The sequence below is a fragment of the Rhodococcus sp. T7 genome, assembly GCF_009872365.1.
In the GTDB taxonomy this organism is placed as follows: Bacteria; Actinomycetota; Actinomycetes; order Mycobacteriales; family Mycobacteriaceae; genus Rhodococcus_F.
On sequence record NZ_WXYH01000042.1, the window covers coordinates 1 to 19,029 of the forward strand.

20 protein-coding genes and 3 pseudogenes are annotated in these 19,029 nt (G+C 66.4%); 13 read left to right on the forward strand and 10 right to left on the reverse strand.

Going from position 1 to position 19,029, the window contains the following annotated elements; translation table 11 throughout:
• Positions 1-436 precede the first annotated feature (436 nt).
• Both MLGJGCBP_RS06115 and MLGJGCBP_RS53145 read left to right on the forward strand, forming a co-directional pair.
• Positions 437-988 carry a TIGR03086 family metal-binding protein gene (locus MLGJGCBP_RS06115; RefSeq protein WP_012686968.1) on the forward strand — a complete coding sequence of 184 codons (552 nt, stop codon included), beginning with the start codon at positions 437-439 and terminating at the stop codon, positions 986-988.
• Positions 989-1,039: 51 nt separating this feature from the next.
• The gene (locus tag MLGJGCBP_RS53145; protein WP_258085260.1) at positions 1,040-1,162 is read left to right on the forward strand and encodes a hypothetical protein; all 123 of its coding nucleotides are present in this window, start codon (positions 1,040-1,042) and stop codon (positions 1,160-1,162) included.
• Between the two features lie 449 nt (positions 1,163-1,611).
• Here MLGJGCBP_RS53145 and MLGJGCBP_RS06120 read toward each other — a convergent pair whose 3' ends face one another.
• The 3 genes from MLGJGCBP_RS06120 to MLGJGCBP_RS06130 all read right to left on the reverse strand — a co-directional run bounded on the left by MLGJGCBP_RS06120 (position 1,612) and on the right by MLGJGCBP_RS06130 (position 3,516).
• Positions 1,612-1,965, reverse strand: a complete 354-nt coding sequence (locus MLGJGCBP_RS06120; RefSeq protein WP_007297076.1) for a hypothetical protein — start codon at positions 1,963-1,965, stop codon at positions 1,612-1,614.
• Positions 1,962-2,429, reverse strand: a complete 468-nt coding sequence (locus MLGJGCBP_RS06125; protein WP_012686967.1) for a hypothetical protein — start codon at positions 2,427-2,429, stop codon at positions 1,962-1,964. The genes MLGJGCBP_RS06120 and MLGJGCBP_RS06125 overlap by 4 nt, the downstream gene beginning before the upstream one ends.
• 166 nt (positions 2,430-2,595) lie before the next feature.
• Complete coding sequence (locus MLGJGCBP_RS06130; protein WP_007297078.1) at positions 2,596-3,516, reverse strand: LysR family transcriptional regulator; 921 nt, start codon at positions 3,514-3,516, stop codon at positions 2,596-2,598.
• Positions 3,517-3,631: 115 nt separating this feature from the next.
• Between MLGJGCBP_RS06130 and MLGJGCBP_RS06135 the strand changes: the two genes are divergently transcribed.
• The 4 genes from MLGJGCBP_RS06135 to MLGJGCBP_RS06150 all read left to right on the forward strand — a co-directional run bounded on the left by MLGJGCBP_RS06135 (position 3,632) and on the right by MLGJGCBP_RS06150 (position 7,550).
• Positions 3,632-3,850: a hypothetical protein gene (locus MLGJGCBP_RS06135; RefSeq protein ID WP_007297079.1), complete on the forward strand. Its 219-nt coding sequence runs from the start codon at positions 3,632-3,634 to the stop codon at positions 3,848-3,850.
• Between the two features lie 88 nt (positions 3,851-3,938).
• The gene (locus MLGJGCBP_RS06140; protein WP_160094462.1) at positions 3,939-5,333 is read left to right on the forward strand and encodes an SLC13 family permease; all 1,395 of its coding nucleotides are present in this window, start codon (positions 3,939-3,941) and stop codon (positions 5,331-5,333) included.
• A 209-nt stretch (positions 5,334-5,542) separates the two neighbouring features.
• The gene (locus tag MLGJGCBP_RS06145; protein ID WP_007297081.1) at positions 5,543-6,661 is read left to right on the forward strand and encodes a PrpF domain-containing protein; all 1,119 of its coding nucleotides are present in this window, start codon (positions 5,543-5,545) and stop codon (positions 6,659-6,661) included.
• A 43-nt stretch (positions 6,662-6,704) separates the two neighbouring features.
• Complete coding sequence (locus MLGJGCBP_RS06150) at positions 6,705-7,550, forward strand: HpcH/HpaI aldolase/citrate lyase family protein (protein WP_160094463.1); 846 nt, start codon at positions 6,705-6,707, stop codon at positions 7,548-7,550.
• Between the two features lie 6 nt (positions 7,551-7,556).
• On the opposite strand, the gene MLGJGCBP_RS06155 is transcribed toward MLGJGCBP_RS06150, so the two are convergent.
• Complete coding sequence (locus tag MLGJGCBP_RS06155) at positions 7,557-8,477, reverse strand: LysR family transcriptional regulator (protein ID WP_160094464.1); 921 nt, start codon at positions 8,475-8,477, stop codon at positions 7,557-7,559.
• A 205-nt stretch (positions 8,478-8,682) separates the two neighbouring features.
• Here MLGJGCBP_RS06155 and MLGJGCBP_RS06160 point away from each other — a divergent pair, with 205 nt between their 5' ends.
• From MLGJGCBP_RS06160 to MLGJGCBP_RS06170, 3 genes are all read left to right on the forward strand, one after another.
• Positions 8,683-9,954: a CaiB/BaiF CoA transferase family protein gene (locus tag MLGJGCBP_RS06160; protein ID WP_007297083.1), complete on the forward strand. Its 1,272-nt coding sequence runs from the start codon at positions 8,683-8,685 to the stop codon at positions 9,952-9,954.
• Positions 9,954-10,745 (forward strand): HpcH/HpaI aldolase/citrate lyase family protein, encoded by a 792-nt coding sequence (locus MLGJGCBP_RS06165; RefSeq protein WP_007297084.1) that lies wholly within the window; start codon positions 9,954-9,956, stop codon positions 10,743-10,745. Before MLGJGCBP_RS06160 ends, MLGJGCBP_RS06165 begins: the two co-directional genes overlap by 1 nt.
• Before the next feature lie 116 nt (positions 10,746-10,861).
• Positions 10,862-11,092, forward strand: a complete 231-nt coding sequence (locus MLGJGCBP_RS06170; protein ID WP_231869117.1) for an AMP-binding enzyme — start codon at positions 10,862-10,864, stop codon at positions 11,090-11,092.
• 896 nt (positions 11,093-11,988) lie between these two features.
• Here MLGJGCBP_RS06170 and MLGJGCBP_RS06175 read toward each other — a convergent pair.
• The 4 genes and pseudogenes from MLGJGCBP_RS06175 to gvpJ all read right to left on the reverse strand — a co-directional run bounded on the left by MLGJGCBP_RS06175 (position 11,989) and on the right by gvpJ (position 13,998).
• Positions 11,989-12,270 (reverse strand): helix-turn-helix domain-containing protein, encoded by a 282-nt coding sequence (locus MLGJGCBP_RS06175; RefSeq protein WP_007297086.1) that lies wholly within the window; start codon positions 12,268-12,270, stop codon positions 11,989-11,991.
• On the reverse strand, positions 12,270-12,932 hold the full coding sequence (locus MLGJGCBP_RS53685; RefSeq protein ID WP_328799409.1) for a type II toxin-antitoxin system RelE/ParE family toxin: 663 nt from the start codon (positions 12,930-12,932) through the stop codon (positions 12,270-12,272). Before MLGJGCBP_RS53685 ends, MLGJGCBP_RS06175 begins: the two co-directional genes overlap by 1 nt.
• 164 nt (positions 12,933-13,096) lie before the next feature.
• A pseudogene (locus MLGJGCBP_RS51460) lies at positions 13,097-13,636 on the reverse strand (GvpL/GvpF family gas vesicle protein); the annotation flags it as partial.
• Positions 13,633-13,998 (reverse strand): gas vesicle protein GvpJ, encoded by a 366-nt coding sequence (gvpJ, locus tag MLGJGCBP_RS06185; protein ID WP_005241554.1) that lies wholly within the window; start codon positions 13,996-13,998, stop codon positions 13,633-13,635. The pseudogene MLGJGCBP_RS51460 and the gene gvpJ, both read right to left, overlap by 4 nt.
• Positions 13,999-14,296: 298 nt before the next feature.
• On the opposite strand from gvpJ, the pseudogene MLGJGCBP_RS06190 reads away from it, so the two are divergent.
• Positions 14,297-15,106: pseudogene (locus tag MLGJGCBP_RS06190) on the forward strand (ferritin-like domain-containing protein); the annotation flags it as partial.
• Between the two features lie 241 nt (positions 15,107-15,347).
• Entirely contained in the window at positions 15,348-15,782 is a 435-nt protein-coding gene (locus MLGJGCBP_RS06195; protein WP_007297091.1) for a hypothetical protein, read from the forward strand.
• A 550-nt stretch (positions 15,783-16,332) separates the two neighbouring features.
• Here MLGJGCBP_RS06195 and MLGJGCBP_RS06200 read toward each other — a convergent pair.
• On the reverse strand, positions 16,333-16,551 hold the full coding sequence (locus tag MLGJGCBP_RS06200) for a hypothetical protein (protein WP_148222655.1): 219 nt from the start codon (positions 16,549-16,551) through the stop codon (positions 16,333-16,335).
• A gap of 409 nt (positions 16,552-16,960) precedes the next feature.
• The gene (locus MLGJGCBP_RS06205) at positions 16,961-17,656 is read right to left on the reverse strand and encodes a winged helix-turn-helix domain-containing protein (protein ID WP_007297093.1); all 696 of its coding nucleotides are present in this window, start codon (positions 17,654-17,656) and stop codon (positions 16,961-16,963) included.
• Between the two features lie 746 nt (positions 17,657-18,402).
• Here MLGJGCBP_RS06205 and MLGJGCBP_RS06210 point away from each other — a divergent pair.
• Positions 18,403-18,825, forward strand: a complete 423-nt coding sequence (locus MLGJGCBP_RS06210; RefSeq protein WP_007297094.1) for a site-specific integrase — start codon at positions 18,403-18,405, stop codon at positions 18,823-18,825.
• Positions 18,719-19,029, forward strand: a pseudogene (locus tag MLGJGCBP_RS51470) (tyrosine-type recombinase/integrase); the annotation flags it as partial. The gene MLGJGCBP_RS06210 and the pseudogene MLGJGCBP_RS51470, both read left to right, overlap by 107 nt.

The following is a 19,029-nucleotide window of genomic DNA, read 5'->3' on the forward strand; positions in this document are numbered from 1 at the left end:
GAACAACGACTCATCGCGTCGTCTACGCTGTCAGTCGCCGCATGAAATCCGGTGTCCACTCCCGAGGGGCAACCTCACCTCGACATCCTCGTCGAGCACCAGTTCCGTCCACGACTTGTCGGCCAACGGCCGCGTGCGCGATGATCAGGTCCGGTGCGATGTCCTGGCCACGCCGTGTTTCCCTCGGCAACCACGGCGCCGACGGACAGACCGATATTCACCGCGGTCAGCTCCCCCATCGCACCTGTTCCCTTCAGCGCTGACAAGGCCTCGGGGCACATCGTCACGGCTCGGCATCCGGCCCCGGAGCCCCCGTGTCGGGGCCGGAAGAACTCCCGGTTCAGGCGCAGCGGCGGCCGGTGCGGGTCGCCGTGTGCGCAATGATGCCCTCTACCAGCACAGATTCGGTGAGGTGCGGTTGACGTACGGTGTGGCGATGGGATCGCCCATCACCAGTCTGTACGCGCGGGTGGCGCAGGACTTCACCGATCGTCTCCTGGGCTGCCCGCAGGACCGCTGGAACTCGGCCTCCCCCTGCCCAGGCTGGACCGCCTGGGACGTCGCCGCCCATGTGGTGGGTAACCACCGACGGGCCTGCGCAGGGCTCAGGGGAAATGACTACCGGGTGCCAACCGCTGGGGAGGACGTGGTGGCCGCCTGGCTGGATGCGACAGCCGGGGTACAGGCTGCCCTTCAGTCGGAGGCGACCGCCCAGCAGGTATTGGGTGCCGAGTTCGGCAACCTGCCCTTCGAGCAATTCGTCCGGCGGATGGCGTGCGCCGACACGCTGATACATACCTGGGATTTCGCGCGCGCCACCGGGCAGGACGAACACCTCGATCCCGAGGCAGTCGAGCTGGCCCGAACCTTTCTGGTCGCAGAAGACGACCGGATCCGACTCCCCCACGCCTTCGGGGCCAAGGTGGCACCCACAGACAACGCCGACATCCAGACCCAGCTGCTGAACTTCCTGGGCCGCACCACCTAACAGAACGAACGGCGTGGCGCACAGAGTCCGCCGCACGGCTCTATCGACGATGTGCCGATCGACTGGGCTGATCGCGCGACGACGCCATTCTTCATCGTCGCGGTCGCGTTCGGCGGTCTGGTCGCGATCGCCGTGTGGCTCGATCTGCTCTTGAGGGTGACGTTGCTGCCCTGAACCGAGGAACCGCATCGAAGACGCTGAGTGCGGAGATCTTCTCCGCCATCCCGCCTTCCCGGATCGACCGCGACCGAAGATACAACGCGCCGCCGGCCCCGTCATGCCTCCCGCACCGGATTCAGATGCGTTCGCTCGGCGCCCAGAACCTCACTGCCCACCGAATGTAGGGGCGGGAGCCGGCTCGGTGGCAGATCCTGACCGAAAGTCGCGCAGCCACTACGAGCAGAGCGGATTCCCGCTCAGCTGTTCTTCTTCGCGACCGTGGCCATGGTGCCCCGTTTCCAGCTCCCGCACTCAAACACTCGCTCGGTGTGCGGCTCGGGCCGGGACCAACGAATAGAGACCGTATGCCCGCACAGCACGGTTCCAGGTCGCGAGCCGACCACCTCGGCTCCCGACTCCGCTGAGTCGATTCGATCAGGCCCCTATTCAGCACAATGGCAACATCATTCGGTCTGTTTGGGGTGCCCTGTTCCGGCGTACTTCAGCCACAAGGTGCGGTGCTCGATATCCATCACGTACCAGATGCGGCCGCCGGCGGTGACCTCGTACTGCCACTGCTCCATCTCAAGACCGTTGTGGACCCCGGTCGCGAGCCTGCCCTTCAACCGGTGATGGCGCGTCGTCGACTCCCCCGCGACCGCGCGGCGTCGCAGCTCCTCGTACGCCACCAGCGTGTTCGCCGGCGCCTGCCGGCACAGCTCGTCCCATCCCTTCGCCGCGTCACTGGTCGCGAACCGCAGCTCCCACAGCTCCCCGGCCGCCGGCGGCGCAACCCGCTCACCCAGCTTCGGGCTCACAGCTCCGGCACCGGCACGGCCCCGAAGTCACCGGCGGACGGCGCCGACAGGATCCGGGCAAGATCCGGATCGGCATACACCTCCGCCGTGTGCCGCCACGTCTCGATCGTGCGGGCCGGCGGAGCCGGATTATCCAGCGACGAACCCGCTCGCAGCGACGCGATCAGCTCGTCGACGAAATCGGCGACCTCCTCACCCGACAGGTAGCTCACCCACGGAAACGCCGCCGCCACGACCTTGCGGACCAGAACACCGTCATCGGAGTGCAACAGGGCGTCGACCATCGCCGTCGCCGCCGCGAGCACCTCCCGCTCCTGATCCGCCCGCACCGCCGTCATCAACACCAAATCCTCATCGTCGCGCCGCGTCACCCGCAGCGGCCGCGCACCCGACCGCTGCCACTCCGACAACGTCGCCTTCCCCTTGTTCTGGATATCCGAGAACGGCACCTCACCCACAGACATACTTTCAATTTACTTTTAAAGTGTGCGGTCGGCAAGGTGAGAGAGGGGCGCCGACACGGACGGCCGCCAACCGAGCTGGCACAGCTGACAAAGGGCGTCGTCCGGCCGCCGCCACGCATAGAAAAACTGCGAGCCAAGACTCCCAGCGAGATATCGATCTTGCAGTTTAGCGTTGCGCGGTGATGGCGTCGGCGGCGTCGTGGAGTGCACGGGAGACGGCGTGCATGCCGGGGGTGTACTGCCGGCGGGCGAGCGAGGCGATGTAGATCGATCGCGTGGGCACACGGTCAGTGGGCCGGAATCGGACCGCGTATACGTCTGGGCGATGGTGCGTGACGGCCAGTCGCGGAACCATGGCGATGCCGACTCCCGCGGCGACCATCGCTTCGATCTCTTGGTAGTCATGGGCCTCGTAGACGACGTTCGGGGTGAATCCGGCCGTCTCGCAGCTGCGGTAAAGCACTTCGGCGGCCGGGTGGTTGGTGTTGCGGATGATCCACTTCGCCGATCGCAGCGATGCCACCGCGACATCGTCGGCGTACGGCCCGTCGAGCGGGACGAGCAGGACCGTTTCATCCTCCATTAGCGGCACGAGCGCCAGGGATTTCTCGGTCTCCTCGGTCCAGTCGTAACTCCAGAGCAACGCCATTTCCACCTCGCTCGAGTGAAGCATCTCCAGCAGCCGCGGGCGGACCGCGGATTGGACGCGCACGTCGATGCCGGGCCAGTGGGCGTGATAGTCCTTTAGCGCGTCCGAGAGCAGGGAGGCGCTGACGGTCGGGAACGAGCCGAGCCGGACGGTGCCGCGCTCGAGCCCCTGCAGAGATTCCAGGTCCCCGCGGGCGGCGCGCATTTCCTGACGGAACAGCCGCGCACGCGTGACGAGAATGTCACCGGCCTCCGTCAACCGGACGCCGCGAGGCAGGCGGGTCAACACCGGCTGCCGGATCTCCTGTTCCAGTTTGGCGATGCGCTGCGACGCGGCGGATGGCGTGACGTTGGCGCGTTCGGCGCCGCCGGTGAGCGATCCGGCCTCGGCGATGTCGAGGAGCAGGAACAGTGTCACCACATCGAACGAGTCGCGCATCGATACCTCCCACAAGCCTTTAATCCTGCTAAACCTCGCCGTAGAAATACGACATTGTCATAAACATAACCCGCTCATAGTGTGATCTGGGTAATGATCAAGCGAAGGATGTGACATGCAGACGATCGCAACTCCCTCACTACCCGGGATCACAGCACCGAATCGCCGCGCCGATCCCGTCGGTCGCCCAGTGCAGCTGACGTCGGTCGGCATCGATGAGGTATTGCAACCCGGTGCGGTGTGGGCGACCACCGTCGACAGTCACCTCGAGCGGCGGCGACATGACCCCGCGCTGCGCCGGCGGGAGCGACAGCTCCCGATTCACATCGCTTGACTCCGCCTCGTAGTCACATCTGTCCGTCGCGACCGGCCGCCGATCAGGCGCCGTTCGATCCGCCCTGCAGCGAACCGAAAGTACGCCCATGACTTCCGTCGAGATACTGCCACTGATCGCGTTGGTGGCAATGTTCGTGATAGCCACCTTCTTCCCCATCAACATCGGCATTTTGGGGTTCATCGGCGCTTTCGTCGTGGGGGCGTTCCTCCTCGGCTACGACGACAAGGAAATCCTCGCCGAGTTCCCCAGTTCGATCGTGCTGACGATCATCGGCGTCACCTACTTCTTCGGTATGGCGACGAAGAACGGGACGATCGACCTCCTCGTCAATGCCTGTATACGTGGTGTTCGCGGACGGGTGACGATCGTTCCGTGGGTGTTCTTCTTCTGCGCCTCGGTGCTCACAGCCCTGGGCACGTTCAGCCCGGCTGCCGTCGCCTTGATCTCGCCGGCGGCGATGTCCTTCGCCGCCCGGACTCGGATGAGTCCGCTGGTGATGGGCATCATGACGATCAACGGTGCGCACGCCGGAGCGTTCTCGCCGATCTCGGTCTCGGGTGTGCTGGTCCGTGACATCGTCGAGTCGAGCGGCCTGACGATCGCCCCCTGGACCCTGTTCTTCGCCAGCTACGGCATCAACATGCTGCTCTCGGTCCTGACCGTGGTCGGCTACTCAGTCCTCGCCCGGGTACGGAACCTCGAGTTCTCCGCTACCGGCGCCAGCGCCGGCATCGACTCCGACGGTGGTGGGAGCGCACTCCGCACCCCCACCGCGGGACCCGGCGGAACCTCGGCAGGCGGGTCGTCCGGTGGGGGCGGTACCCAGGTCCTCATCCGGACGCCGCGCACCGAGGCCGTCACCGACCACGACGTGCAGCCGGTCACCGGGGTGCAGAAGCTCACCCTCGTCCTGATCGCCGCGGTGTTGGTGCTGGTCCTGGTCCTGCATATGCCGATCAGCTTCGTTGCCATCGCGGCCGGTGCGATCCTCGCCTTCACCGACCTGTCCAAGCAGAGTGAGGCCATCGCCGGTATCAGCTGGTCCACGGTCCTGCTCGTCGCCGGCATGGTCACCTACATCTCGCTCATGGAAGAGATCGGCACGATCGACCACCTCGCCGAGATGGCGATCACCATCGGCGCACCGCTGCTGGTCGCCGTCGTCCTCTGCTACGTCATCGGCGTCACCTCGGCGTTCGCATCATCGACCGCGCTGCTGACCGCCGTCATCCCGCTCGCGCTTCCGCTGCTGCAGACCGGCGCGCTGCCGGTGGTCGGAGTCGTGGCCGCCCTCGCCATCTCCGCCACCGTGGTCGACGTCTCCCCGTTCTCGACCAACGGTGCACTCGTCCTCGCCAACGCCCAGAACATCGAGCGGCCCCGGTTCTACAAGCAGCTGCTGCTCAACGCGGGCATCGTGGTCGCGATCGCGCCGGCGCTGTGCTGGCTGCTGCTGGTGGTCGTCCCGACGCTGGTCTAACGCCCAGACAGCACCCGCAAGGGTTTAACGGAAGTTAACCCTCATCGACTAACTCGCCATTGTTCTCCACTCTGATGTAGGTCAGGGTGGGTAGTGGGACACCGCTGGGAAGCACGCTCTCCCATCCGATCAGAGCCTCCAGCGGTGCCTCACAGCCTCTTCGAACCCGAAAGGTGGGCCGGACCGTGTTCACACTTCATGGAACCTGGATGCGCGGAGGAACCAGCAAGTGCTGGCTGTTCAACGCATTCGACGTCGATCCGCTCATTGCCCAGGCCGGCGGCCTGGATGCCATCTTGACGTCGGCATTCGGCTCGGGTGATCCGCGTCAGCTCGACGGTGTCGGTGGTGGCAGCTCGACCACATCGAAGGCGGCGATCGTGCGCCGCTCCAGCGAGCCCGGAATCGACGTCGACTACCTGTTCGCGCAGGTCGCGATTGGTGACCGCCGGGTCGAATGGGGCAGCAACTGCGGGAACTGCGCCACCGCGATCGGGTTGTACGCGTTGCAGTCCGGGTTCGTTCCGGTGGACTCCAGGGTGACGACCGTGCGGATGCGGAACCAGAACACCGGCGCGATCCTGACCGCCGAGATCGCCACCCCGGGCGGGATGATCCCCACCGAGGGCGACGCGGCCGTGCCCGGTACCAGCGCGTTGGGTGTCCCGGTCGGGCTCACCTTCACCGGTCTCGCCGCCGGTGCGGCCGCACTGCTGCCCACCGGCGCCGCCGCCGACCAGATCTCGATTGCCGACCACACGTACCGCGCCACGATGGTCGTCGCCGGGGCCCCGGCGGCGTTGTTCGACGCCGCTGACCTCGGCCTCACCGGTGCGGAGGACAACCAGACGATCGCCGAACACCTGCCGCTGCTGCTGTCGCTGCGTCGGGAGTCCTCGTTGCGGATGGGGTTGAGTAATCCGGGAGATCCCGTCTCCCATGCGATTCCGAAAGTCGGTGTCGTGGGGCCGCCGGCGGACTACCGCACCAGCGCCGGCGTCGACATCGGCGCCGAGGATTACGACGTCTCGGTCCGGATGCTGTCGATGCTCGCCCCGCACCCGGCAATCGGGCTCACATCCGCGGTCGCCGTCGCCGCGGCATCGACCGTGACCGGTGGTGTCGTCACCGACAACACGCAGGTCCGGTGGCCGGGATCGCTGCGGGTGGGGACACCTGCCGGGGTACTCGACGTCGACCTCGCCACCTCGGCCGACGGGATACTCGAATCGGTCACCCTGCACCGGGCGGCCCGCCGCATCGCCTCGGCGGAACTGTTCGTCACCGCCCCGGTACCGGCTCCGGCACTGGTCGGGGCCGCGCGGTGAAGACTCCGCACAGCCCCGGCCCCGCGATGCGTGAGGACACCTGATGCCCGAGAAGATTGCGATCGCGCCCAGACCGATCGACACGCGGATCGCCCGATCCTGGCTTCTGGTCAACGGCACCCGAACCGACCTGTTCGACCAGGCCGACCGCTGCTGCGCGGACCAGATCGTCCTCGACATCGAGGACGCCGTCGACCCCCAACTGAAGTCCACCGCACGGGAGGGCGTTGCCGCCTGGCTCGAGAACACCTCGGCCTGGGTGCGGATCAACGACCGGTCCTCGGCCTGCTGGAGCGATGACGTCGATCGCCTCGCCGGGCTTCCCGGACTGGCGGGCGTGATGCTCGCGAAAACCGAAGCCGCCGAACATGTCACCGCAACCTTCGACCGACTCGGCGGAGCCACCCCGGTACTCGCGTTGGTCGAATCCGCCCTCGGAATCGACCGGGCCGTTGATATCGCCCGCGCCCGCGGGGTGTTCCGGCTCGCCTTCGGCAGCGGCGACTACCGACGCGACACCGGCACCAGCGCCGACGACCTCGCCATGGCCTACCCCCGCTCCAGGCTGGTGGTCGCCAGCCGGATCGGCAACCTGCCCGGACCGATCGACGGTCCCACCGTCAGCAACAGTCACACCGTGCTGCGCGAGCAGTCCGCGGTGTCCGTGTCCCTCGGGTTGACCGGGAAGCTGTGCCTGGACACCGAACAACTGCCGGTAATCAACGAGTCGATCAGCCCCACGCCCTCGGACGTGACCTGGGCGCGGGAGTTTCTCGCCGATTTCGAAGCCCGCGGCCGCGTTGTCCGCGACGGCAGCGACCCGCCCCGGCTCGGTCGGGCCGAGAAGATCACCCGCCTCGCCGACGCGTTCGGAATCTGCCGGAGCTGACCGGTCCTATCCGGTTTCGAATCCCTCCTGCAGCTGGTGGGCGGCGGCAGTGCACACCGCGATTCCTTCCTGCGCGGCCGGGCTCAGCCGCCGTTCGGTCAGATGCGCGACCAGGATCCGCCGCTGCGGCGGGCGGGTCGCGAGGGGAATCGACCGGACGTCGGGCCGCAGGTTGAGCACAGCCAGTCGTGGAGCAATGGCCACGCCGAGCTCGACAGCCACCATCGCCTGCACCTCGCCGTAGTCGTGCGCGAAGACACTCGTGCGTGGCGTGAAACCACCTTGCTGACAGAGTTTTTCGAGGGTCTGTGCGACCGGATGATCGTCGGCGCGGACCACCCACGATTCGTCGCGCAATTCGGCGATCCGGATCGAGTCGCGGTCGGCCAGGCGGTGCCGTTCCGACACCAGCAGCACGGTCGGATCGTTCATCACGTGGTGGTACGTCAACGTGGGGTCATCGACCCGGTTCCATTCGTAGTCCCACAGCAGCGACAGTTCGGTCTCCCGGCGGCGAAGCGCATCGACCAAATACGCAAACCTCCCGCTGAGCACCTTCAGTTCGACCCCCGGGTGCCGGGTCTTGAACTCCTTGACCACCAGTGGCAGCAGTGACGACCCGGCCGTGGGGAACGTGCCGAGCGCCAGCACACCCGCCCGCAGCCCTTTGATTTCCGCGAGTTCGGCATCGGCGGCCTCGAGTTCGATCAGGATGCGTTCGGTGTGCTTGACCACTGACCGCCCGGCGTCGGTCAGCACGATGCCGCGCGCGTGCCGCTCGAGGAGTGGTTGCCCGGCCTCCTTCTCCAGCTTGGCGATTTGTTGGGAGACAGCCGAGGTGGTGTACCCGAGCGCCGCCGCCGCCGCGGTGATCGAGCCGTGCTCGGCGACCTCGCGCAGCGTGAACATCCTGTTCGTGTCCAGCACCCGACCCGCCTCCTGACTTTAGAAGAAGTTAATACCTGTCGACATACCCGTGATTGTAGTTGAACCGTGCGGGTGCCAGTCTGAAGTGGCGGCAGCGGCGCCCCCGGCAATAATCGGCCGCACCGGCACACCTGGTATCCGCCTGTCGGGCGGCCACTCGTCCGCCGCCCCCGTATCGACTCTCCCCACCACGCGAGGACAGCCTATGACTGCACACCCGAGTGACATCCGCTCGCCTGACGACCAGGCCGACGAGAGCACGGACGGCACCTCCACTCCGACGCGTGGTCCGCTGCACGGCATCCGTGTCCTCGACATCAGTACCGTCTACGCCGCACCGATCACTGCCATGCTGCTCGGCGACTACGGCGCCGAGGTCATCAAGATCGAGCACCCCACAGGCGATCCCGCCCGCACCCACGGAGCACGCAAGGACGGGCACGGACTGTGGTGGAAGGTCATCTCGCGCAACAAGACATGCATCACCCTCAATCTCAGCACCACCGACGGTCAGCAGATGCTCCGCGACCTCGTCGTCGACGCCGACGTGCTGGTGGAGAACTTCCGCCCCGGCGTACTCGAGAAGTGGGGGCTGGGCCCGGACCGGCTCCAAGACCTCAACCCAGGACTGATCATGTTGCGGGTCACCGGCTTCGGCCAATCCGGACCCTACGCCGAGCGCCGAGCGTTCGGGACCCTCGCCGAGGCGATGAGTGGATTCGCCCACCAAACAGGAGGCGAGGACGGTCCGCCGACGCTGCCGCCCTTCGGCCTCGCCGACGGTGTCGCCGGACTCGCCGGCGCCTTCGGTGTGGTGACCGCGCTGCTGCACCGAAACGGTCCGGACAGCGACGGAAAGGGGCAGGTCATCGACCTGTCTCTGCTCGAGCCGCTGCTGGGGATCCTGGGCCCCGGCCCCACCGCGTACGACCAACTCGGCACCATCGCCGGCCGCAACGGCAACCGCTCCCCCAACAACGCCCCACGCAACACCTACCTCACCAAGGACGGGCGGTGGGTCGCCATCTCCGCGAGCGCCACCTCCGTCGCCGCACGCGTCATGCGCCTGGTCGGCCGACCCGACATCGTCGAACAACCCTGGTTCGACTCCGCCGGCGAACGCAGTCGCAACGGTGACCTGCTCGACGAGGCCGTCGCGAAATGGATCGCCGACAGACCGCTGCACGAAGTCACGGCCGAATTCGAACGCGTCGGCGCCGCACTGGCACCGATCTACGACGTCGCGCAACTGATGAACGATCCGCACGTCCTCGCCCGCGACTGCATCACCACCGTCGACGACGAAGACCTCGGCCCCATCAAGATGCAGAACCTCATGCTCCGCATGCTCGGCACACCGGGTGCGATCAACTTCGCCGGCCGCCGACTCGGCCAGGACAACCAACAGTTCTACAAGGACACCCTCGACATCGACCCGGACCGACTGACCGCACTCGCCGAGAAGGGGGTCCTCTGATGGACCGCAGCTACCTGTTCGCACCAGGCCACAACCGAAAACTCCTCGGCAAGGTATTCGACGCCGGCGCAGACGCTGTCATCCTCGACCTCGAAGACGCGGTACCGCCTACCGAGAAGTCGACAGCGCGGGACAACGTCGCATCCGTCATCACCACCCGAACCGCATGGGTGCGGATCAACGCGCCGGGGACCGAATTGGCGGACGCTGATCTAGGGGCCGTCGCCACGTCCGCGCACGGCATCCGCATCCCCAAGGTCGAAACACTCGACGACATCCGCTGGGTCGTCGACCGGGCCCCCGGAAAGCCCCTGATCTGCGCCATCGAAACCGCGAAAGGAGTCGCCAACGCCTTCGCGATCGCCGACCACCCCACGGTCACACACCTCGCCCTCGGCGGCATCGACCTACAGAAGGACCTCGGCACCGGGACAGGGGACGCACCCATGCAATACGTGCGCTCCCACCTCGTCGTCGCCGCCCGCGCCGCCGGCATCGCCCCACCGATCGACAGCGTCTACCCGCACATCGACGACACCGACGGACTCGTCCGCCAGGCCGCCCACAGCCGTGACCTCGGCCTGTTCGGCAAATCCGCCATCCACCCCGCCCAGCTACCGGCCATCCACACCACCTTCAGTCCCCGGCAGAACGACATCGACTGGGCACGACAGGTTGTCGACGCATTCGAGAACGCCGACGGAGCCGCGGTGCGACTGCCCGGCGGCGAGTTCGTCGACCTCCCCGTCGCGCAACGGGCAAAGAACATACTGGATTCCGCACACGCATGAGGAATCGACCGACACACCCGTTTCCATGCCTGTAGAACTCAAGGATCGGACTTGATAGATGCGAACACCACCCCCGCGCACTCGGCCGTCACGCGCACGTTCGCGAATGCGCGGTGGTGGGTCTCCCTGATCCCGACCGAGGCATGGTCGTACACGCTGCGGTGGTACTGGTACCCGACGTCGCCGGCGACGAGGCAGAGGTGAGCGCATTGCAAGACTTCGTCAAGAGCGTGCTCGCACCGTACAAGTATCCGCGCAGCATCGAATTCATATCTGAGTTGCCGCGGATACCCAATGGGAAGATCCAACGCTACAAATTGCGCGAGTCGCGTCCCGCCCTGTCCTAACCGCACAAAGCGATTGCCGTCGAGTGTCAGCGCCTCATCATCCGGGGCATGAACAGCGCTTTCCTAACTCGCGTGACGACGAGCACCATCGCCCGGCTGCGGCGCGCGAGCCGCCAGGCATCCTCCGACCCGCAACCGACTCTTCGCGAGTCCGGGATCCCGGGCCCTGCCGAAGCTACGCGAGGCTGCACCCGGCACCACAGCGGACGGACACGGCCGCCCCCGATCACGTTATCGCGGCGTCGCCTGGCATAGGTCCCGTCGCCCTCATCGCGCTACGACGAACACACAGCCACAATAGATTCGCAGATCGACGCTCCTTTCGTCGAACTATCCCCGATACCTGAGTTCTGTTCATCGCAAACAGCTGAAAGCCGGAGCCAGATACAACAAACCGGAAACCTCACCACCCGATGTCGAATCTACTCAAACAGTCAACTCTTCCCCGCCCACTCACCGAATTATGGGAACGGCAGTGCCGCGCAGGCTGTCGCAATCAAGATCCCGACATCTTCTTTGCTTCAGATGACGAAACCAGAGCCACGCGGCGGCATCGTGAAGAGACGGCAAAGCGGAATATGGGAGTGAACCACCAATCCGTGGCACTGTCTGCCGGACGTTCAGGGCGGGACAGGCCAACAATGCCCCAGCCTCTTCCTGGGTATCAAATGTGAAACAGCGATGTGTCGAGGGGTCATGTCGCACAACACTTCCCGGACTGAAACGCAAAGGTGCGCGCCCGGTCCGACTCCGTACCCTCCAAGGAGACCATGCCAACCCACGCCCCCATCGATTCCGATCATGAACCACGCCGCCATCGGCACGCGCCCAGCCGGTGTCACCTCGTCCACACTGCCCGACCCGAAGAAATCTCCATACAGCCTCGGACGAGGGCCCTACGCGGCAGCGCTCACCGTCATATCGACATGAAGTCCGGCGGCCGAAACCATGTTGACCAAAGCATCAAGGCTGAACAGGTCGATCTTTCCTCGAATCAGATCCGACACCCGCGGCTGAGTCACACCAAGCCGGGCGGCCGCATCCTTCTGGGTCCATCCCTCGGTCTCGATGCGCCGAGACAGCGCAATCAACAGAGTCGACCGCAGCCGCATGTTCTCCGCCTCCTGCGGAGTGTCCTCGATCGCATCCCACACGCTGCCATAGATTTCATCGCTCATCACTGCTCACCCTTCCCGTCATCCGCTATCACCTGCTGGTACCGCTTCTTCGCGGTAGCCACGTCCGCCGCCGACGTTTTCTGAGACTTCTTCTGGAAGCAATGCAGCACAACTACCCGGTCCGCGAACTTCGCCACGTAGATGACACGGAACGCTCCCGACCCATCACGTACCCGGATCTCCCGCACACCAGAACCCACACCCACCATCGGCTTCCAGTCCGTCGGCTCGACCCCCTGCTGAACACGGTCCAGCTGATAACCACACCGACGACGAACCGCATCGGGGAAACCCCGAAGATCCTCCAGCGCGGTCCCATGAACTGGATCTTCTTCACACCACAAGTATACAAAATTTTGTATGGCTTGGTACTCGCCCCCCACGCAGCAGAGGACGACGCCAAGATCCGGCGCGCGGTCGGCATCACCCGGGGCGGGAAAGCACACCGAACGACGCCAACACACGGGCACGGGCTGCTCAGGATCGGTGCCGTCGTCGCGACCCGGCGAACGTGTTGGGTGAGGGCGGCCCGCAGCGAGCGCACCGATTTGTTGCGGGTGATCTCGGCGCGGTCGACGGCAATCGAGGTCACCTGTCGCCAGCGCAGTCCGTCGCACAGCACCCGCAGTTGCGCATCGGTGATCTTCGCCCCGCCTGCGCATCGAGTCGCCGGGGCCGGCTCGTCGGGCAGCTCCATCGCAGTCGCGATGTCCTCAGGGCTCATCCCCAGCCGGGACAGGCGCGTGAAACACCGATGGCATACCGCAATGCCCGAGTGAACGGTGTTGTGGCACCGCTGGACTCGGCATACCGTTCTGCCCAACAACCGATGCTGGGCCTCGGGCTGGTCGCGGATCGTTTCGAGCAGGGCGGTGGCCTTCGGGCTCTCGTCGACGATCTCCCGAACGATGGTCTCCTCGACGTAACGGCCCTTCACCATGTACTGGGCGAAGCCCTCGAGCTCATTGAGGGCGGCAGCGAACTCGTCCTCGTGTTCGGCGAGCAACTCGTTGATCACCGCGTCACGGTCGGACACGACGGCACCGAACCGCAGCGGCAGCACCGGAGCGACGTGCGAGGTGCCGTCGAGGATGTGGGCGTGGGCCTGCAGGTCCGCGGGGGTGCCCAGTCGTTGGTCCGGGTCGATCTCGCTGACCAACGCCGCGATGTCGCCGTGTTCGACGATCTCGATCGGGGCGTCGTGGACGCCGGTGGCGTCGTCCTCGGGTTGCACGTCCGCGGGCACGATGCCATACACATAGATCACGGCCGCCGAAGCACCCTCGTCGTTGTCGTTGTCGTTGTCGTTGTCGTAGTCGTAGTCGTAGTCGTTGTCGTTGTCGTCGGCGTCGTCGGCGGAGGTCATTTCCGCCTCCGCCGGGGTGCCGGTTCGCGTTCGCTTCCGGATCCGCTGAGCAGCTCACCGAGCGTCTCCCCCACGCCCTCGAGGACACCCTTGGTCTTGGACTTCGTGCTGCCACTGCCCTTGACATCGGACACGAGGTCGGACAGGCCCTTCGGTTCACTGCCGATCGCGAGCCGGTTCGCCGCCTCGGCGAAGCGCAGGTAGGTGTCGACGCTAGCGACCACGATGCGGGCGTCGATGGTGAGCAGTTCGATACCGACCAGTGACACCCGCACGTAGGCGTCGATGACCAGGCCCTTGTCCAAGATGGTGTCGATGACGTCCGCCAGGCTGCTCGAGCTCGGACCACCCGCTGTGGTCATTGCTTCGCTCCTCGCTCCCCGGCCCCCAGGTGTTTTCGCCTGGGCGCGCCGATCCCGACCGACCGCGAGTACCCCACCGGCCGTCCGCCTGAACAGGGCCCCGACCACGGGCTTTCGCGGGGGCGTTTGCCGATGCCGCCGACGAGTGCGCACCGAGAACCCAGGCAAACGCCCCCGGTCATTGAGGTAAACAGCGGCTGAACACTGTCAGGACCGCGGTGAGCTCGGCGTACACGGGGTACGTGGACAGGGGTGCAACCGCCAGTCCATGCCGTCAACGCAGAAGGGGCGAACCCGCATGAGCACCACTGACACCACCACCCTGCTCGCGCAGTTGCGCGCAGTTCTCGATCTCACCCACACCGAAATGCAGGTCGCCGAAACCCGCATCGTTCAGGCCCGCACCGACGCGGTGCGCCGCGAATTGTCGGAGAACGCCGCCAACGGCCGCTCCCGCGCCGAGGCCATCGACGCCGCGATCCGCCAACTCGGCGGTGTCCCCGAGCTGATCGGCCCGTTCCTCGGCCGCGCCGTCGCCGCGGTCAAGGCCCTGACCGAGCAGGCCCAACCGTTCGACGAGGCGCTGTTCGGCGATCTGGCGCTCGAACACCAGCTTCTCGACCACGCCCGCTATATCAAGGCCCTCGCCGTCGCCGCCGGGGAACGCGACATCGAAAACCTCGCGTTCCGGTTGATCGCCGCACACTCGGCCACGGTGGATTGGCTGACCACCGTCCTCGCCGAAGACGCTCTTGGGGGCCCGGCGGCGCTCCGCCGCACCCCGTTGCAGGCCGCCGCCGGCGCCGCGGTGAGACTGGTCAACGTGCCCGTCACCTGGTCCGCGCGCAGCCTGGACCGCGCCCTCGACACCGTCCGCACCACCCCACCCGCCTTGAACGAGCTCCTCAGCCGCGGGGCCCGGGCCGGGGACGTCGCGGTCAAGACCCTGACCGCATCCGCGACGCGGCGCTCGAGACCGCCGAACAGGTCACCCGTCAGCAAGGCGCCGACGGCGTCGCCAACGTGATCGATTCCGCGCGCACCGCCACCGGTGTCCTCGAACCCGGGGAGCTGCCCATCGACGACTACGACGAGCTCAACGTTGGAATCCCGCTGAGCGGGCGGCGGACGTCGTCGACACCGCCCGCCACCCCCACCGGTCGGGCCGCCGATCTGCTGCGCCGGAACGACAGTCCGCACTCGCAGTGCCGTCGAACAACCCACCCGCCCGATCGCCGCCCGCAGGCACCGCTCGAGAGGTTTGCGGGTACGTGACCCGCGTGTCGTCGAATACGGCAGGATGAGAAACCGGGGTCGGAGTTGTCCGCGGTTGAACGGCGTGGTGGGTTATGAAGCGGATCGCTACAGCACTGCTCGTGATCCTGGCCGTGGGCGCAGCGGTGTACTTCCTGACACGTAACCCGCCGCAACAGCCGTCGCCTCGCCCGCTCGAGGACAGATCCTTCATCATCAACGGCCGTCCGACGACGTGCGGCGAACTGATCCGCCAGCCCTGCGGGTTCGGTCTCCAAACTGAATACAACCGGTTCGGTGACCGCCTGGAGAACTTCGTGAACTCCAGCGATCTGGGCCCCTTCGCGACGGACATCGGATTCGCCGCAACGGCGAAGCTGAGCCTTCAGGCCTGCCGACTCTCGCACACAGTAGGAAAGACGATTCTGGAATTCGTCGAGCTCGGTCGACTCGATCACTCGGATGCCGGTAGCCCGCAACTCTTTCCGTTCTGGAACAGGGCGCGCGAGAGTTTGTGTCCCGGAGGGTGATCGACCGACGATCATCGCAGGAGATCATCGAGGGGCCGAAGCGCTCCGGGACGGATGTCCGTTGGCGGCAGATCTCACCTACTCGGGGACGAAGGTAGCGGCCCGTCGTGGTGATCTGCCGATGTCGGAGTACCTGCTGGACGTCGACGAGGGTGACGTCGGGATCGGCGATCAGGCGCAATCCGAGCGTGTGACGCAGATCGTGCAGGCTGACGTTGGCCCCGAGCTGGTCGTTGATCGATCCGTGTCAGGACCGCCGCACTCCCCCCGACACGTCGCCGGCACCCCCACATCACAACCGGGGACATGTCATCACACCAGGTCACAGCCCTGTCGCACCCGAAACGTCCCGCACCCCGGGGTCGGGTACGGGCCGTGCACAGCGATCTACACCGGCTGTGCCTCCGCCGGAGCGAGGTCCAACCAGGGCCGATCGGCGCGGCCCCCGACACAGATCCCGCCGAGAACCGCGCCGCGTTTCCTGCTCACGCGTGCAGATCCGGCGCCGCGACCGCCTCGGGGACCCGAGTGGCCCATAGCTGTGCGTGACCTATTCGGTTTCCTTCGGGTGGCCGGGTTCGCAGCGTTCGAGCAGAACCCGGCCCGCGATCTTGGCGCCATTCTGTGCAGGATCGACAAAGAACCAGATCCGCCCACCATCGGTCACCTTGTACTGGTATCGGGCGTAGTTCTGCCCGTTGTACGTCCCGTTTGAAGTCCTGTTGCAGCTCGAGTGCCTGTATTGCGGCGTGCCGGGCGCGGTCGACATCGCCTGAACGCGGCCGCCCACAGGTGGAGTCCGGATCGGTGGCCCGGTCCTTCTCGCTGCCCGGCTCCGATCGGACCCTGACACTGCCGGAAATCCTCTCCTTCCCGGCGGAATCCAGCTGCGAATGGTGCCGACCGCCGAAGGCCTTCCGGCCGAACTGGCGCGGCACGAAACCTGCCCCCTCACCGACCCGACCGACATCTCCGCCCACTGGTCGTAGCTGATCGGTCACGATGCGCGTCACCGGCATCGAGGGCGTCACGGACCCGACCATCACCCGACGGACCCGACTGCGCCGGACGCCTGAACGGCTCTCAATACCCCGGGACCCGGGATCATGACGAGTCAGCGCCCACGGACAAGGGCGCTCGCCGGGTCCTTCCACCCGGAGGCGTCGACGTACGGCCGCTCAGGATTGCGGGTCCGTCGTGCCGGTGTGGTGCTGCGCCGCCGCCTTGTACCCCACGTTGCGGACCGTCTGAATCAGCGAATGGTGCTCGACGCCGAGCTTCGCCCGCACCCGGCGGACGTGCACGTCCACGGTGCGGGTGCCGCCGAAGAAGTCGTAGCCCCACACCGTCTGCAGTAACTGCGCCCGGGTGAAGACCTGACCAGCATGCTGGACAAGGTGTTTGAGCAACTCGAACTCCTTGTAGGTGAGATCGAGCGGACGGCCACGCACCCGGGCGGTGTAGGTGAGGTCGTCGATCACCAGATCGCCGAGGGCGATCTTCACGGTGCCATCCGGACCGGCTCCACCGCTGCGGCCGGCCAGCAGGCGCAGCCGGGCATTCAGCTCGGCCGGGCCCGCGCCGGTCAGCAGGATGTCGTCGAGCCCCCACTCCGGGGTGACAGCGACCAACCCGCCCTCGGTCAGGACCGCAACCACCGGAACCACGGCGGAATCTGAAGTCTTGCGCGACCGGCACAGATCACGAGCGGCCGCGAGGTCGGCCCGCGCGTCGACGAGGACGACATCGACCCGATCCGTGTCGAGGAAAGACGACGCCTCCAGCGGCGCCGACCGTGCCGTGTGCGCGAGCAGCCCGAGCGCGGGCAACACGGACTCGGGGTCGAGGTCACCGGTCAGCACCAGCAGTTCCACAGCACCACCCATCGCAGCGAGGACGCAACGCACGAAGTCGGACGTGGCCCTACGACCCCCTCGGGAACCGACCGGCCTCGACGCCAGACCTTCCCGGGCCACCCTTTCCGACTGGACCGGTATGCACCACCGTGGAAGTGATAATCGGTTCAGGGGATCAGCATAAATGACGGCCGCACCACCGACACCGGGGCGGTCGCCCGGCCCGCCGGTTTACCACAGACCGGAGGCTGGCGGGGTCAGAGCACGGACCCCCCATCCACCGCTTCACAGGCTGTAACCATTGCGCTGCGCTCGGGGTCGCGCTCGGCGCCGCCGATACTTGACCGATTTCGGGCCCTGTCCCTGCGGCGGGCCCGGACACATCTCCAAACGGTTCGCCCTCGACGAACGGCAGGCCAGGGGATCATCGCAAACACCGTTGCGGCCAGGACGCTTAAACAAGGTCGGGGAACTCCTCGAGCGCCCAGCAGACTGCCGACTACCGGCAGCAGAATCCAGAGCGGACCGTCCACCGAATCCAGGTCGGGCTGAGGGGAGTGGGAGAACTCGAGGCGGTCGTCGATCTGCTCGAGGACGCGCTGCGGTCCACGGTGTTCAGACCCCCGGCGAAGTCAGGTACGCAGTGGTCCACGACCGAAGAGACCAGGCCGAGGGCGCACCACTGCCGGATAGTTTCGTACTTATGTGGACATCTCACGGCGAGTTGGCACGCGGATCGGATCACCCGGTGGTGGGCTGGGGTCATGCACGTGCAGGCCGTGAAGACGGGCGGGATCGTGCCCTCGGTGGTCCTGGTGGGACCCGATGGCGAGCCGGTGCCGTCGGTGACCCGGTTCCTGCGGTACGTGCTGGATTCCGGCCGGAGCCCGAACACGGCGCTGGCGTACGGCTACGATCTGCGCTTGGTGTTCGAGTTCTTCGCCGAACGCGGAATCGATTGGCGCGAATTCCGGCCGTCACTGGCCCTGGAGCTGCTCGGATGGCTGCGGCGACGACCGGTGCGTGGGCCGGCGCAGCCGGCTGGGCCTCTCGTCCGTCGGGTCCGGCGGGCGGCTGTTGGTGCCCTCGAGTGTGGCGCGAGTGCTGGCCGCAGTATCGAGTTTCTACGACTGGGCGATCGTCGCCGAACTCGTCACCGGCGAGAACCCGATGCGGCGCCGTCGTGATGTCGCGCTGGCGATGGTCGCCGAACGGCACCGCCCCTTCATGGGGAATGCGAGTAGGCAGCAGCCGGTCAGCCGGGAGGTGCGGGTCCGGTTGCCGCACCGGTTGCCACGTCCGATGAGCGGGTCTGAGGTGACTGCGCTGCTGGAGAGCATGACCTGTTTGCGGGATCTGACGATGGTGCTGTTGATGCTCGACGGTGCCCT